13 protein-coding genes and 1 pseudogene are annotated in these 15,215 nt (G+C 73.7%); 7 read left to right on the forward strand and 7 right to left on the reverse strand.

The window, feature by feature from the left end; all coding sequences use genetic code 11:
* Positions 1 to 77: 77 nt before the first annotated feature.
* Positions 78 to 2,777 carry an SdrD B-like domain-containing protein gene (locus ACFWA9_RS20890; protein ID WP_380388805.1) on the reverse strand — a complete coding sequence of 900 codons (2,700 nt, stop codon included), beginning with the start codon at positions 2,775 to 2,777 and terminating at the stop codon, positions 78 to 80.
* 781 nt (positions 2,778 to 3,558) lie between these two features.
* Here ACFWA9_RS20890 and ACFWA9_RS20895 point away from each other — a divergent pair.
* The 6 genes from ACFWA9_RS20895 to ACFWA9_RS20920 all read left to right on the forward strand — a co-directional run bounded on the left by ACFWA9_RS20895 (position 3,559) and on the right by ACFWA9_RS20920 (position 8,385).
* A complete protein-coding gene (locus ACFWA9_RS20895; protein WP_380388807.1) occupies positions 3,559 to 4,044 on the forward strand; it encodes an NUDIX domain-containing protein in 486 nt (161 codons plus the stop codon).
* A 311-nt stretch (positions 4,045 to 4,355) separates the two neighbouring features.
* A complete protein-coding gene (locus ACFWA9_RS20900) occupies positions 4,356 to 4,919 on the forward strand; it encodes a papain-like cysteine protease family protein (RefSeq protein WP_352286651.1) in 564 nt (187 codons plus the stop codon).
* Positions 4,920 to 4,944: 25 nt separating this feature from the next.
* Entirely contained in the window at positions 4,945 to 5,805 is an 861-nt protein-coding gene (locus ACFWA9_RS20905; protein ID WP_380388809.1) for a hypothetical protein, read from the forward strand.
* A 276-nt stretch (positions 5,806 to 6,081) separates the two neighbouring features.
* Positions 6,082 to 6,441: a nucleotide pyrophosphohydrolase gene (locus tag ACFWA9_RS20910; protein ID WP_352286647.1), complete on the forward strand. Its 360-nt coding sequence runs from the start codon at positions 6,082 to 6,084 to the stop codon at positions 6,439 to 6,441.
* Between the two features lie 116 nt (positions 6,442 to 6,557).
* Complete coding sequence (locus ACFWA9_RS20915; protein ID WP_380388811.1) at positions 6,558 to 7,046, forward strand: GNAT family N-acetyltransferase; 489 nt, start codon at positions 6,558 to 6,560, stop codon at positions 7,044 to 7,046.
* A gap of 169 nt (positions 7,047 to 7,215) precedes the next feature.
* Entirely contained in the window at positions 7,216 to 8,385 is a 1,170-nt protein-coding gene (locus ACFWA9_RS20920; RefSeq protein WP_380388813.1) for a hypothetical protein, read from the forward strand.
* 117 nt (positions 8,386 to 8,502) lie between these two features.
* Here ACFWA9_RS20920 and ACFWA9_RS20925 read toward each other — a convergent pair whose 3' ends face one another.
* Positions 8,503 to 9,492 carry an SDR family NAD(P)-dependent oxidoreductase gene (locus tag ACFWA9_RS20925; RefSeq protein ID WP_380388814.1) on the reverse strand — a complete coding sequence of 330 codons (990 nt, stop codon included), beginning with the start codon at positions 9,490 to 9,492 and terminating at the stop codon, positions 8,503 to 8,505.
* Between the two features lie 112 nt (positions 9,493 to 9,604).
* Entirely contained in the window at positions 9,605 to 10,789 is a 1,185-nt protein-coding gene (locus ACFWA9_RS20930) for a zinc-dependent alcohol dehydrogenase (protein ID WP_380388816.1), read from the reverse strand.
* Positions 10,790 to 11,121: 332 nt separating this feature from the next.
* Between ACFWA9_RS20930 and ACFWA9_RS20935 the strand changes: the two are divergent.
* Positions 11,122 to 11,334 (forward strand): annotated as a pseudogene (locus ACFWA9_RS20935) (alcohol dehydrogenase); the annotation flags it as partial.
* Between the two features lie 83 nt (positions 11,335 to 11,417).
* Here the strand turns inward: ACFWA9_RS20935 and gndA are convergent.
* The 4 genes from gndA to ACFWA9_RS20955 form a co-directional block, all read right to left on the reverse strand.
* The gene (gene gndA, locus ACFWA9_RS20940; RefSeq protein WP_380388817.1) at positions 11,418 to 12,863 is read right to left on the reverse strand and encodes an NADP-dependent phosphogluconate dehydrogenase; all 1,446 of its coding nucleotides are present in this window, start codon (positions 12,861 to 12,863) and stop codon (positions 11,418 to 11,420) included.
* 24 nt (positions 12,864 to 12,887) lie between these two features.
* Positions 12,888 to 13,148 (reverse strand): co-chaperone GroES, encoded by a 261-nt coding sequence (locus ACFWA9_RS20945; RefSeq protein ID WP_329485443.1) that lies wholly within the window; start codon positions 13,146 to 13,148, stop codon positions 12,888 to 12,890.
* A 257-nt stretch (positions 13,149 to 13,405) separates the two neighbouring features.
* Positions 13,406 to 13,792, reverse strand: a complete 387-nt coding sequence (locus ACFWA9_RS20950) for a VOC family protein (protein ID WP_380388819.1) — start codon at positions 13,790 to 13,792, stop codon at positions 13,406 to 13,408.
* 122 nt (positions 13,793 to 13,914) lie between these two features.
* The gene (locus ACFWA9_RS20955) at positions 13,915 to 15,132 is read right to left on the reverse strand and encodes an aminotransferase class V-fold PLP-dependent enzyme (protein ID WP_380388821.1); all 1,218 of its coding nucleotides are present in this window, start codon (positions 15,130 to 15,132) and stop codon (positions 13,915 to 13,917) included.
* Positions 15,133 to 15,215 lie beyond the last annotated feature (83 nt).

Raw genomic sequence — 15,215 nt, forward strand, 5'->3', positions numbered from 1 at the left:
CCCGATGGTCCGCGAACCCGCCCGATCCGCCCCTGCCGGCCGCCGGCCCGTCGGGCTCCGACGGCCGGGCCGGGGTGTTACCGGTGCCGGGCCCTACGCCCGCGCAGTCCTACCAGCACCCCGCCGAGCGCCGTGAGCGCCACGGCGACGAGGGCCATCGGAACGAGCGGCCCCGTGCCGGTGCTCGCCAGGGGCGAACCCGGTGCGGGCCTCGGCGGGCCCGGTGCGGCGGCCGGCACGACGGGCGGCTCCGGCGGGTTCGAGGCGGGCGGGACGCCGGCCGTCTCCGTCGGGGTCGGCGTCGCGGGCGGCGTCGTCGGCGTGGGGGTGGGCGACGGGGTGGGCAGCAGCCGGTTGACCGCCGTGACCGAGACGCCGTCCGCGAGGTTCTCGGACGTCAGCACCAGCGGACCGAACACCGTGGTGTCCGGCGCCGCGTAGCCCTCGGGCGGGCTGAGCTCCTGCCAGTAGTACGTCCCCGGCTCACCGGCGCCCCGGCACAGGCCGTCGGTGCCGGTGGTGCACGGGCTCCCCAGCTTCGCGTCCGGCTTGTCACCGGTGGGCTGCAGCCCGTCGGTGCCGTTCGTCTCGTGCCACAGCTGGAACCTCGCCCCCGCCAGCGGCTTGCCGTCCTGGTCGTGCTTGACCAGGCGCAGCGCGCCCTCCTGCCGGCGGAACCCGAAGTCGAAGGTGTGGTCGTTCTCGCCCGGCCCGCCGGTGGTCAGCGCCCGTTCGGGGAACCGTCCGCCGTCGGGGACGACACCCTTGGAGTCGACGAAGTGGTTGTCGCCGACGTCCGCGTCGGTGGGCACCCACTGGTACAGGGGGCCGCCCTTGGCGTAGTCGGCCGGGTTGTCCAGCCTGATGGTGTACTTGGTGCGCGGCTTGAGGCCGCCGTCCACGTCGGAGTCGTCGAAGTAGTACTCGCCGCGGGTGGTCGTCCTCGTCGTGCCGACGAGCTTCCCCGACTCGTCGTAGAGGTGGACGGTCGCGCCCGGGACGGGGCGCTGGCCCGGCCGCTGGACGCCGGTGCGCTCCGGGTCGTACCAGACCCGGTTGCCGATCTGCAGCGGCGCCTGGTCGCAGAGGACCTCCAGGTCGCCCATCGACGCGCCCTTGCCGAACGGGGCCACCGTTCCCGGCGGGTTGAGCCGCAGGCCGAACTTCGGGTCCTGCTGCCCGTCGCGCTGGAGGAACGACGTGCCGTACCCGAAGGCGGTGTGGTTGGGGTCGAAGGCGGAGACCGCGATGGTGTTCTCGGCCTTGGAGAGCGCCATGCCGGCGAACGCCGTGTTGCGGTGGCCACCCCAGCTGGTGTCGAAGAACCGGGTGCCCCGGGGGGACAGCCCGCAGCCGTTGTTGGTGTCCAGCACGAACGTGCCGCCCGCCGGGCAGGCCTTGTTCAGGTCGCCGCCGGACATGACGACGGCGACGGAGCCCGGTGCGGGGGCGGCCGGGGCGCGGTCGCCGAAGCGGTCGCGGAAGGCCAGCAGCATCGAGCCGTCGGTCTCGAAGGCGATCTCGCCCAGCTCGGGCTCGGGGTTGGCGATGGTGGAGGCGCCGCACGGGTTGCCGTTCTGCGACGTCGGGTAGGTGCTCGTCCACGGGAACCAGCCCGCGCCGTCGCACGGGCCACCGCCGACGGTCGACTGCCGCGGGTAGTCGAGCGGCTGGTCCAGCACCGGCTTGCCGAACACCCCGGTGGCGAGGTCGAACGGCAGGACGACCGCCCGAAGGTCGGCGACCTTGCCGGTGGACTCGCCGGAGCACACCCCGCCGAGGTAGCCCTTGCCGTCCTGGAGGCCCAGGCCGAACGGGCGCCAGTCCCCCGCCGCCGGGCAGCCCGGATCCGGGACGGCGTAGGAGGCCTTCGGCGCCGCCGCGGTGGGCGCGGTGGCGTCGTAGCGGTAGAGCCTGCGGTCGTTGAGGTTGACGACGAAGAGGTCCCGGCCGTCATCGGTGATCTTGAGGCCGCCCAGGCTCTCCTTGCCCGGCACACCGAGGAAGGCGTCGTCGGTGCCACCGCCGTGGACCGTCGCACCGGCCTCCGGGACGGTGGTGAACAGGGTCGTCCTCTTCTGGGCGAGGTCGGTGACGTAGATCGCCCCGGCGCCGCCCGGACCGTAGTCGGTGGTGCGCTTGGCCAGCGCGGAGGAGAACACCCGCCGGTCGGACCGGTTCCACCCGATGCCGTAGATCGTGCCGGTCTCGGCGTCGGTGGCGATGTCCGTGGCGTTCACGTCCACGCCGTCCTGGCCGCGCGCGCTGTAGGGGAAGGACACCAGCGTGCGCTGGGCGCCGCCCTCGCGCGCGGCGGGCTGACAGGTCGTCACCAGCGGTGCGTTCTTCTGACAGTAGTCACCGGGGTTCCACAGCCCCGTGGTGAACGCGACGTTCTTGCCGCCGGAGAGGTCGACGAACTCCTCGTTGCTGCTCAGCTTGTTCGGAGCGCCGTCCAGTCCCTCCCGGGAGGCGAAGGCCGGGTACAGCACGCCCGGCTTCGGATTCACCACCTGGACGCGGTACTTGCCGCCGGACAGCTTCGCCGCCGGGGCGAGGGTGACCGTGCCGTCCGCCGCCGTCGCCCCCTGGACCGCGGTGCCGGCGTCGTCGGTGAGCGTCACCGTGACACCCGCGAGCCCGGGTTCCAGCGCCGGCGTCCAGACCCCGCTCGTGTCCACCGCCCGCACCACCCGGACCGTCACCGACCCGTCGCCGGACTGCGGGAACGCCGCCGGCGCGACGGCCAGCGAGCAGCCCGCGATCCCCAGTGCCACTGCCGCGGTTCTCGCCACGGCCCGGCGGCCGGGCGAGCCCGACCGCCCCCAACCCGGCCCGCGCGCGGAGCCGTTCAACCGATCACTTGTAGATGTCATTCCCACTCTCATCGTCGAGGGCCTGCGCCCGGCCGCGTGAGGAGCCGTGTGGAGTGACGGAGCACCCGCCATTCAGCGGAAGCTTAAAGGCGTCGTAAGGAAGGTGCGGGCACAATCGTCATTTTGACGCTCCATCAGGTGACTGTCCCCGATCTCGGCGGCGACCCGGAGTTCCGCGGGCGGTACGTCTGCGGACCGGCCGCCGACCCCGCCATACCGACGCCCCAAACCTTCCCGGGCAGCTCGCCAGCCGAACGGGTGAATCCGCCGACGACTGTCCGCCGCGCACCCTCCCCACCCGACGAGCACCCGCCACCGGCGCGAAGCCGCACGGTCCGCCAGCGCTCGAACGCGCGCTCGCCGCCTGCGCACTGGGCTCCGCCACCCTCGCCGCACTCCCTCGCGACCACCTCGGGGCGTCCCCGGAAGCGCGCACGGTGCTCGAAACGTCCCCGTTCGCCCCGGGCGCGCCCGACGGAAATCCGCTTGAACGCCGCACTCGAACAGCACCATCATCAGACGCCACCCGACCCGAGGTGACCGCGCGAACTCCACCTGCGGACAGCACACTTGACGCTCACTGCCCGAAGGACGCGCGCCGGCCGGCATGAGCGCGGACGCCCCGGCGCGTCCCGCGGCCACCGCGAGTCCCCGTCAGCCGAGCAGTCCCGGAGGTAGCACCGTGGAGATCCTTCGCCAGGCCGTGTCCGTCATCGTCCACGACCAGCACCGCGATCTGGTCGCGACTCTCCGCTACGCCGCGCACGACTGGCGCGCGACGCCGGCGTGGACGATCCCCGGCGGCAAGGTCGAGGAGGGCGAGCGGCTCGACGAGGCCGCCGCCCGCGAGTTGCGGGAGGAGACCGGGCTGATCACCGATCCCGGGGGCCTACGGCTCGTGCACACGATCCAGGTCCGCCAGGGCTGGGACGGCGAGGGCCCGTTCCTGCTGTCGGTGTTCCTCGCCACCGCCTGGAGCGGTGAGCTGACGAACACCGAGCCGGACAAGCACCTCGGCGCCCACTGGTCCCCGGTCGACGCGCCACCGCTGCCGATGTTCGCCACCGCCCACGCCGCCCTCACGCTCTACCGGGGCGGGGGCTGCGGCTTCTCCACCCACGGCTGGGGCGGCGAAGGGTCCGACCCGCGTGCGCTCGTCGGCGCGTGAGACCGGTGGGCCGACACCGCCGACCGCCCGACCCGCACCTCGTCCGCCTCGATCCCCCGCCGCCCCCGCTCTCCCGCCGGCCGGGTGAGCCGCGATGACGCCCGCGCCCGCCCCGGCCCCGCCGTGGAACCGCACTGCGGGGATCACCTCCCCCGGTGTGAGGTCCTAGGCGTCGTCGGCCCTGCATATATGACGATTCATCCTTGTAGGTGCAGTTTCTATACACACCATGGGTGACAGCGCGAATTCGTGCTGTCATAGCTGCGCCAGATCCCCCGGCACGCATCGCACCTTCGCGGGAAGGCAGGAAGATGGGCAGATCCACGTTCGCGGCCACGACGATGGCCGTCACACTGACGGTTTCGGGGTTGCTCGCCGCCGTAGGGAGCCCGGCCCACGCCGAGGCGGGGCAGGACAACATCGGCATGTACAAACAGGAGAAGACCCAGTGGTGCTGGGTCGCCTCCGGGCTGACGATCGCCAAGTTCCAGGGCTACGGCAGCACACAGACGGACTTCTGCACCCGGGCCCAGCCCTCCTACGGCTGCAACAACCAGCCCGCCACACTCGACGACATGGCCAGGGGCTGGAACAGCCTCGGCATGGCCCACCCCGGCTCGGGCCTGAACAGCGCGGCCACGTTCAACCAGGTCTACACCGACGTCAAGGCGGCCCGCCCGGTCGCCGCCCGCATCGGGTGGACGTCCGGCGGTGGCCACATGAACGTCGTCTACGGCTTCGACACGTCGAACAACACCATCGGCGTCGCCGACCCGTGGCCGGACACCGCCACCTACACGTGGTGGAACTACAACGACTACGTCAGCAACAGCTCGTTCAAGTGGACCCACTCCCGGATCGGCATCTCCCGTTAAGGCAGGCGGCATGCACCGAGCAAGAATGTCCAGCAAGCGGGCGGCCTACCGCCGCTCCCGCCTGACCACCGTCCTGGTACTGAGCGCGGCCGCGCTGCTGACAGTCGCCGGCCCCGCCCACGCGACCGCGCCCATGGACCCGCTCCCGGCGGACATCCCGGACTACCAGGCCGCCCTCGACCTGGTGAAGTCGGCCGACGTCCGCGCCACCGTCTGCCGCTTCCTCAGCGTGCCGGTTCCCCAGGGGGACGCGGTCGGCGCACCGCAGGCGATCCCCGACAAGGCCGACCCGTGCGAGGGCCTGCCTGCGTTCACCGTCAAGGACCCGTTGGCCCTGAACGAGATCACTCCCGGCTTCGCCGCGGGGACGTCCCTGCCGATCGCCACCGAGGCGGTCAAGCTGAGCTATCTGGTCTCCGCGCTGAACGCCCCGGTCAACGGGCGGAACGCCACCGTCATGCTCGCCCCCACGCAGGGCGGCGGGTGGCACCTGGCGGCCGTGCGCGAGGGCGACAGCGACGCCACGTTCGCGGGCAGGGCCACGGTGGGGACGCTGGTGTTCTCCGAGCCGCAGATCCGCGGCTGGTACCAGCTGAAGCTCACCACGGTCGAACCGCTCAACGACCAGGCGCGACAGGGGCTGGACGGCCAGTCGGCGGTCTCGCTGAGCACCTACCAGAAGCTGGTCAAGGCCCGGTACGCCGACAAGCTGCCCGGCTCGGTGTACGACACCGCGGGCATGTCCAGCGGCTACGGCGTCGCGAAGAAGTCGGCAGCCGCCCCTTCCTCGACACCCGTGCTGGTCGGCGGTTCGGGCGTGGCCCTGGCGCTCGCGGGTGGCGCCTTCGCCCTCCTCCGCCGCCGTCGGCGCGACAGCGTCGCCTGAACGCGGCCACCGTCGCCTGAACGGGGCCACCATCGCCCCGACCCCGCCGCCGGCCGGGGTCGGGGCGAAGCCGCCCACCGGTGCTGTCCCACGACGCCGTCGAGCGGCACGACGTACCGCAGGGTGAATCCCTCGGGAGAGGTTCGACCGGGAATCGACTTGTCAGGACTGACGAGGCGTCATAGAACGGGGACCGACAGCGATTCAGGTGAGTCGCCGGGCGCGCGTCGACGTGATGACGACGCATGCCCGGCGCCGTCCGTACGGGAGCCGACCATGTCCGACCGGGAGCGGCTGCACGACGCGGTGCGCGAAGTCCGCGAGTCCTACGACCGCCTGAACGAGCAGCGGCTCGGCCGCCGGTGGGACCTCACCGACTACGCGCTCGGTCTCGTGGGCGACGTGGGCGACCTCGCGAAGCTGGTGATGGCCCACGAGGGCCACCGCACCGACGTGGCGGGCGGCCGCGAGCTGCTCGCCCACGAGCTGTCGGACTGCCTGTTCTCCCTCCTGGTGATCGCCGAGGAGACCGGCATCGACCTCGAAGCCCGGTTCCCGGCCGACATGTCCGCTCTCGCCGCCCGGGTCCGCGCGCAGCTCGCCACGGGAGCGACGCCGCCTCCCGCCGCGCCCTGACCCAGCCGGGCGCCGCGCGGCACGAGCGACGAACGCCCCGCCCCGGGGCGGACGCCCCGAACGGTGTTGCGCCTCGCCGACGTGTGGTGGAGCCTCTCAGGCTGGAGGTGGTCCAGGTGACCGACATCAGGGTCTCGCTGTCCGTGCGCGATCTCACCCACGAGGACGTGCCCTCGTGCGGCTGGGCGGGCTCCGCCCTGCATGTGCGCCGGCTCGCCGACCAGGTGCGACGGGCCGAGCGCGGTGAGGTCGACTACCTGGCCGTGCACGGGCCCGCCGGCCTGCCGGTGGCGATCGGCGGCGTCGACTACACGGTCAGGAGCGGTGCCGGCACGCTCTGGCAGCTCGGCGTCCATCCGGCGCTCCGGTCGTGCGGCATCGGCACGCTGCTGATCGCCACCGCGGAGGCCCGGATCACCGCCCGGGGTCTGACGGTGGCCGAACTGGGCGTGGAGGAGGGCAACCCCAGGGCCCGCGCCCTCTACGAGCGGCTCGGCTACCGGGCCTACGGCCGCGAGCCGGACTCCTGGGAGGTGGAGACCGCGGAGGGCTCGGTCGAACGGTACGAGACCGTGTGCACGTTGATGCGCAAGGACCTGACGTAGCCGAGGACGGGCTGCACCGACGAAGTCGGCTGGGTGCCGCGGGCTCCGCCGAAGCACCCCGTCCTCGTGCGGTGCGTCACCGGGCGGAAAAGCTCACCCCCGGCCGCGGCGCACGCCAGAATCACCTCAGGCCAGTCGGTGCGCCGACACGATCCGAAGGAGCGCCGCCATGACCCGCTACAGTGTCGACCCCGCCCGGCACGAGCTGATCGCCGCCTGGGGAACCGGCGGCGGCGACCTCTCCGCCCGCGTCGCCGTCCTCCCCGCCGAGGCCGACACCGCCGCGCTGCTGCGCCTGGCCGGCACGCTCACCCAGCTGTCCGAGGCGGCCTGGCGCACCTACACCCACCCGGCCAGCGCCGCCGACTCCCTGGAGTCCGGCAGCGAGGGATGGCGGCGCGAGCGGGAGCGCGAGGCCTTCGGCGAGGTCGCCGCCGCCGTCGCCCGCCCCAACCTGCCCCAGGGCGGGATGCTGACCGTCTCCTACAGCCCCCTGGTGGAGTCCGCGAACCGGATCGGCCGCGCCCTGGTGGCCCTGGGCGACCCGGAACTCACCGCCACCGTCCTGGCCGAGGCCGGCCAGGAGCTCGCCGCCGTGGAGAGCGCCGAACTCGGCGACCTCTCCGGCCGCGCCCAGCAGGCCGTCCTGCTCAGCCGCGAGGACGCCTCGCCCGCCCAGGTCGCCGCCGCCGACCACCTCTTCCGTCAGGACCCGTTCGGCCCCGCTGAGCTCTTCTCCGGCATCGACCCCACCGCCGCGGCCGTCGCCGCGGCCCACTGGCTCACCGCCGCCGCCGAGATCGCCGCCGAGGCCTCCGGCCACGACCGCGCCACCGTCGTGCTCGAAGCCGACGCCATCGAGGCGCTCGCCCACGAGACCCCCACCCTCGTCCTCGAACTCATCGACGCCGGAGCGTCCCCGCACGACGCCGTCGCCGGGCTCGTCCGGCACGCCCTGCAGGTGGCCGACGGGCTGCTGCCCGACCCCACCGCCCTGCGGGACCAGCTCAACGACTTCGAGGAGGCCCTCGCCGAGTACTCGGAGGGCGACGGCGACGGGGGCCTCGACCCGGAGGACACCGGCCTGCGCCTGACCCCCCTCGACCCGCGGCGTCCCGCCCGCGACCTCCTCGAAGACCTCCTCGCCGGCATCCACGGCTGCTGGCTCCTGCACGACCAGTACACCGATTCCGACCACGACGAGGACGCGACCCCGGAGACCCCCGCCCACGAGGACGACGAGGAGGCCGCGGAGGAGTTGCACCAGCAGCGCAGCCGTGGTCAGTTCGCCGCCCGGGTGCGCGCCGTCGCCGCCCGCGATCGCGACCGGCTGGTCTGACGCCGCGGCCGCCGCCGAACCGCCACCGGCGGCGGCCGCTCCGTCGGCGCGGGCCGGCGCGGACCGGCGGCGACGGACCGGACACGCCGCCGGGATCGCGGGTCCACCCGGAGCTCGTCAGCGGCCGGGTCCGGGTTCGCCGTAGCGGCGCCCCGCCCGGTCGCCGAGCACGGTGACGGCCGCGGGGAGCGGCGAGTCGACCGCGGCCCGGGACCCGCGGACGTTGCGGCGCGGGTCCTGCCCCGGTCCCGGCAGGATCCGTGCGGCGAGGCCGAGCAGGCGGGTCGTGGTGGCGGGAGCGAGGCCCTGGAGCCGGACGCCCACCTTGGCCGCCGGGGTGAGGACGAGTTCGGGCCTGCGGCGCTCGGCGGCCCGGACGATGGCGCGGGCGGCGCGCTCCGCGTCCATGGACAGCAGGGGGAGCGACGCCGCCGCGGCGAACCAGCTGTACTCGGCGCCGGGCCTGCCGTGGAAGCGGGCCGCGGTGTGCGAGCCGGTCCGCATCAGGCCGGGCAGCACGGTGGTGACACTGACCCCGGCCCCCTCGCCAGCTCCGGCTCCCGCTCCCGCTCCGGCGAGTTCGGCCCGCAGTCCCTGCGACAGACCGGCCGAGGCGAACTTCGCGGTGGCGTACGGGAGCAGGTGGGGTGCGGCGATGCGTCCGCCGACGGAGGAGATGTTCACCAGCGTGCCGGCCGTACTGGCCCGCAGGTCGGGCAGGGCCGCGAGGGTCAGCCGCAAGGGGGCGAAGAGCATCGTCTCCATCGCCTCGCGGAAGTCCTCCTCCCGCAACGCGTCCAAGGGGCCGACCTGGATGATGCCGGCGTTGTTGACCAGGACGTCCAGGGGCCCGAAGCGGTCGTGCACCGCGTCCAGCAACGCGCGCGGGGCGGACTCGTCGGTGATGTCGCAGACCACGGACGCCACCTCGGCGCCCTCGGCACGCAGACGGCTCTCGGCGAATCCGAGCTCGCGCGGGTCGCGGGCGCAGAGCATCACCCGGCAGCCGCGCCGGGCGAGTTCCTGGGCGATGAGCAGGCCGAGGCCTCGCGACGAGCCCGTGACCAGGGCGGTCCGGTCGGCGAAGCGGTGCAGCGTTCGGGACATGGGGGCTCCCGGGAGCGGTCACGCCGGTGCGGCGTTGGGGACGGGGATCAGTCGGGGGCAGGGATCAACGGGGGCGGGATCAGTCGGGGACGGGGATCAGCGGGGACGGGGATCAGGGGTTGAAGAGGATCTTGACGGCGCCGTCCTGCTTCTTCTGGAAGAGGCGGTAGGCGTCGGGCGCCTCGGCGAGCGGGAGATGGTGGGTGGCGAAGCCCTCCACGCCCAGCGGGTCGTCGTCGGAGAGCAGCGGGAGGATGTCGTCGGACCAGCGGTGGACGTTGGCCTGGCCCATGCGCAGCTGGATCTGCTTGTCGAACAGGGTGAGCATCGGGAGCGGATCGGTCATGCCGCCGTAGACCCCGGACAGGGAGATGGTGCCGCCGCGGCGGACGATGTCGATGGCGAGGTGGAGGGCGTGGAGGCGGTCCACTCCGACGTGCTGCATGAGCCGGGCGGCCAGGGCGCTCGGCAGCAGGGCCGTGGACTGCTGGGCGAGGGTCGCGGCCGGCGAGCCGTGCGCCTCCATGCCGACGGCGTCGATGACGGCGTGCGGGCCGCGGCCCTCGGTCATCTCACGGATCGTGTCGGCCAGGCCCTTGCCGTGCCGGTCGAGGTCGAGGACGGTGGTCCCGCGGGCGCGGACCCGCTCCAGGCGTTCCGGTACGAGGTCCACCCCGATCACCTGGCCGGCGCCGCGGTGGGCGGCGATCCGGGTGCACATGTCGCCGATCGGCCCGAGGCCCAGGACGACCAGGCTGCCGCCGTCGGGCACGTCGGCGTACTCCACGGCCTGCCAGGCGGTCGGGAGGACGTCGGAGAGCAGGACGTACCGGTCGTCGGGCGGCCCCTGCGGCACCTTGATGGGCAGCGTGTTGCCGAACGGTACGCGCAGTAGCTCGGCCTGCCCACCGGGCACCTGGCCGTAGAGCTTCGTGTACCCGAACAGTGACGCCCCGGTGCCGTACTCGTGGACCTGGGTCGTCTCGCACTGCGAGTGCAGACCCTGCGCGCAGGTGAAGCAGGTGCCGCAGGAGACGTTGAAGGGCACCACGACGCGGTCGCCGGGCCGGACGGCGGTGACCTCGGGGCCGACCTCCTGGACCACGCCCATCGGTTCGTGGCCGAGGATGTCGCCCGGATCCAGGAACGGGCCGAGGACCTCGTAGAGGTGGAGGTCCGATCCGCACAGTCCGGTGGTGGTGATCTTCACGATGACGTCGGTCGGGTCCTCGATCACGGGATCGGGCACCGATTCGACGCGTACGTCCCGCCTTCCTTGCCAGGTCAGAGCCTTCACGGCCACTCCTCTCGCTGGATCCCCCTCGGCGCCGCGGCTCGCACGCGAGCCGCGCGGACGCTCGATCGCCGGTGCGCGCCCACCGGGAGGCGACTGGTGCCCGCCGTCCCGCACGGCCCGCGCCTGCCCGGGCACGGGAACGTGAAACGCCCCCCGCGCAGGGGTGCGGGTCGCGGCCGTCGCCCTCGCCCGCCGTGCGCGATCGGGCCGGCACTGCTCTGCTGGGTGCGGATGTGCCTTCCGCGCGGGGTGCCGTACCCGCACCCGGTCGTACCCGCACCCGGTCGTGCGCATCAGTACCCGGTCGTGCCAGTGCTGGGGAGAGGTCCGGCCCGAACCCGCTGCTGATGAGCGGCACGATCATCCGCGGTCACCCCTCGGGCACCGCGCAGGACGGGCAGGACGTGCAGGACACCATGGAGTTCAGCCTGCTCCACGGCATCCGCCCGATGATCGAGACGGTGCCGCTGGAGGGGATCACCGCGGCCTACGAGCGGATGCCGGCCGGGGCCGCCCGCTTCCGGACGGTCGTCACCACCGGCTGACCCCCGGCTGACCCGTGGCGCCGGCGTGGCTCGGCCCTCCCGGGTGGACCCGGGAGGGCCGAGCCACGCTTCGGGCGGGCCGCTCAGCGCCGCTCCTCCGGGCGCTGCGGCTCCTCCCAGCGGGTGTGGAAGACCCCGTCGCGGTCGACCCGCCGGTAGGTGTGCGCGCCGAAGAAGTCCCGCTGCCCCTGGACCAGGGCGGCCGGCAGCCGCTCGGCCCGCAGGCTGTCGTAGTACGCGAGCGCGGTCGCGAAGCCCGGCGCCGGCACGCCCAGCTGGGCCGCCGTCGAGACCACCCGCCGCCAGGCCGACTGGGCGGACCCGAGCGCCTCCGTGAAGTGAGCGTCGGTCAGCAGGGTGGGCAGCTCCCGGTTCCCGTCGTAGGCGGCCTTGATCCGGTCGAGGAACCTGGCCCTGATGATGCATCCGCCGCGCCAGATGGCGGCCATCTCGCCGGGGTCGATCCGCCAGGAGTACTCGGCGCTGCCGGCCTGGATCTGCTGGAAGCCCTGGGCGTACGCGACCATCTTGGAGGCGTACAGGGCCTGCTCGACGTCGTCGGCGAAGCGGTCCGCGGCGGCGCTGTCCAGCCAGGTCTCGGTCGGTCCGGGCAGGCCGCGGCCCGCCTCGCGCAGGGACACGCCGCCGGACAGCGACCGGGCGAAGACCGCCTCGGCGATGCCTCCGACGGGCACCCCGAGCTCCAGCGCGGTCTGGACCGTCCAGCGCCCGGTGCCCTTCTGCTCGGCCCGGTCCAGCACGACGTCGACGAAGGGCCGGCCGGTGTCCGCGTCGGTGTGGGCCAGGATGTCCGCGGTGATCTCGATCAGGTAGGACTCCAGCCGCCCGCCGTTCCAGGTGCGGAACACCTCGGCGATCTGCGCCGGCTGCAGGCCCGCGGCGTGCCGCAGCAGGTCGTAGGCCTCGGCGATCAGCTGCATGTCCGCGTACTCGATGCCGTTGTGGACCATCTTGACGAAGTGGCCGGCGCCGTCCGGTCCGACGTGCGTGCAGCAGGGCTTGCCGTCGACCCGCGCCGCGATGTCCTCCAGCAGCGGTCCCAGCAGCCGGTACGCCTCCGCCGTGCCGCCCGGCATGATGCTGGGGCCCTCCAGCGCGCCCTGCTCGCCGCCGGAGATGCCGCTGCCGACGAAGTGCAGCCCGCGCCCGCGCAGGGCGGCCTCCCGCCGTCGGGTGTCGAGGAAGTGGGCGTTCCCGCCGTCCACCAGCACGTCGCCCTCGTCGAGCAGCGGGACGAGTTCGTCGATGACCGCGTCGGTCGGCTCCCCGGCCTTGACCATGATGACGATCATGCGCGGGCGTTCGATCGCCGCGACGAACGCCTCCGGCGAGTCGGCCGGGACGAACTCGCCCTCGTGCCCGAACTCCTCCAGCAGGGCGGTGGTCCTGGCCCGGGTGCGGTTGTGCACGGCGACGCGGTAGCCGTGGCGGGCGAAGTTCCTGGCCAGGTTGCGGCCCATCACGGCCAGTCCGGTGACGCCGATCCGGGCCTTCGACTGCTCGGTCATGACGTTCTCCTCCTCGGCGGGCTCCTACTCGGCGGACAGCGAGAGGACCTCGTCCTCGGGGACCTCCAGGTACCGCTCCCCCGCGACCTCGATCTCCGAGCCCGAGAACGTGGCGAAGACGATCCGGTCGCCGACCTTGACGTCCACCGGGTGCGGTTTGCCGCTCTCCAGCGGCCGGCCGGGTCCCACCGCCACCACCTCGCCCGTACGGGTGTCGGCGTCGGCGGCGGGTTCCCCGATCGGCCTGACGACCAGGCGATCGTGCTCCGGGTGGAAGTCGGGCATGGGGTGCTCCTCTGCACTGGGCGGTACGGGTGCGGGCGGTGGAACCGGCGGAACCGGGCGGCCGACGCGCGGCCGAACCGGTCCGCCTCCGATTCTCCCGGGGTTCCCGGATCCTGCACGGTCTGGCCGCGCGCCTTCGGCCTCCCGGGGCTCGCCGGGTCCTTCCGCGGACCTCTCCCGGCCCACAGGCGGACCGCACCGCCACCTCGCCCGGACCACACCCGGACAGCGCAGCGCCGCGGGCGGTGGCTCAGCGGTCAGCGGGGCTGGAGCCGGGTGCGCAGGAGGCAGAACTCGTTGCCCTCCGGGTCGGCCAGCACGTGCCAGTCCTCGGCGCCGGTCTGGCCGATGTCGACGGGCCTGGCACCGAGCGCGAGCAGCCGGGCCAGTTCGGCGTCCTGGTCCCGGTCGGTGGGGCTGACGTCGATGTGCAGCCGGAGCTTCCTCCCGGGCCGGGGGTCACCACCGGGGCTGAGGACCAGGGTGGGCTGCGGGCCGCCGAAGCCGACGCCGGGCGGCCCGATCTCGATGCTCCCGTCGGCCTCCCGGCCGAGTTCGACGTAGCCGAGGACCTCGCTCCAGAACACGGCGAGCTGCTCGGGGTCGGCACAGTCGATGACCAGCTCACTGATGCGGCATGCCATGCCCGCCAGTGTACGGAGCCGGGCCGGGCGGCCGGCCTCGGTTCTCTCCCGAGCCGCCGGTTCCGTCCCCGGCGGCTCGGAGGACTCCGACGGGAGGTGGCGGCCTCCCGTCGGAGGCCGGCTCAGTGCCGCTCCGCCGTACCGCGGGCCCAGCTGCCGAGCACGGGGACGCAGCGCTCGGCGAAGTCCTCGTAGTCGGCGGCCGTGTTGTAGACGTGGGTCGAGAGGCGGAAGTAGCCGACGCCGTCGAAGCTGGTGAACGCGGCCTCGACGCCCAGCTCGGCCGCGACCCGGTCGCGCAGGGCGTCGGCTTCGAGGCGGGTGGCGGCCAGGCCGTCGGGGAGCCGGACCAGCCGCAGGGCGTTCACCGGCATGCCGACGTCGACGGCGGCGCTCTCGCCGGTCAGCTTCGTGACGGCCTCGCCGACGATGCGTTCGGCGTAGTCCGCCAGCTCGCGCAGGTAGTCGCGGGCGGCCGCCCAGCCCCAGGTCCGCTCGATGAAGCCCAGCGCCTCCGGGGCCGCCAGGTAGCTGCTGGCGTCGATCGTGCCCTGGGTGTCGAAGCGCTCGGGGAACGGGGCTTCGGCCGCCCAGGAGTCGATCAACGGGTAGAGCTGGTGACGGAGTCCGCTGCGGACCACCAGGGCCGAGGCGCCGCGCGGGGAGCAGCCGAACTTGTGCAGGTTGCCGACCCAGACGTCGAACTCCAGCCCGGCCAGGGGGTCTTCGGCCAGGCCCGGTACGTGGGCCCCGTCTATCAGCAGGGGGATGCCCAGCTCCCGGGCTGCCGCGCCGATCTCCTTCACCGGCATCCAGCGGGCGGTGGCCGAGGTGATGTGGTCGAGGACGATCAGCGCGGTCCGGTCGGTGACCTCGGCGAGCACCGCGGCGCAGGCCTCCTCGGCCGTGGCGTCAAGCGGCACCCGTGCTGTCCGGACGCTGCCGCCCCAGCGGCGGGCCAGCCGCTCGGCACCCATGGTGACGGCGCCGTAGCCGTGGTCGGTGACCAGCACCTCGCCGCCGGGCCGGGCCGGGAGGTTGCCGTACACGACGCTCGCGCCCGCGCTGGCGTTGGGCACGAGGGCGAGGTCGCGCGGGTCGACCCGCAGGAAGTCCGCGACCTTCGACCGGGCGGCCGCCACCCGCCCGGGCAGGGCCGGGAACCACACCACCGGCGCCCGGTCCATCTCGGCGCGCAGGCGCTGCTGCTCCTGCTGCGCGGCCTCCGGGACGGCGCCGAAGGAGCCGTGGTTGAGGTGGGTCAGCGCCGGGTCCAGCGTCCAGGCGCGGGCGGCGGGCCGGCCGTCCGGCAGCAGCAGGGGAAGCGGGGCGGGACTCATGTCGTCTCCAGGAGGGTGCCGTCGGTCGCAGGGTGAGGGTCGTCCGGTGGGGCTGCCGGAGAATCCGGTCCATCATGACGTCC

It is taken from the genome of Kitasatospora sp. NPDC059973, from assembly GCF_042737525.1.
Taxonomy (GTDB): domain Bacteria; phylum Actinomycetota; class Actinomycetes; order Streptomycetales; family Streptomycetaceae; genus Kitasatospora.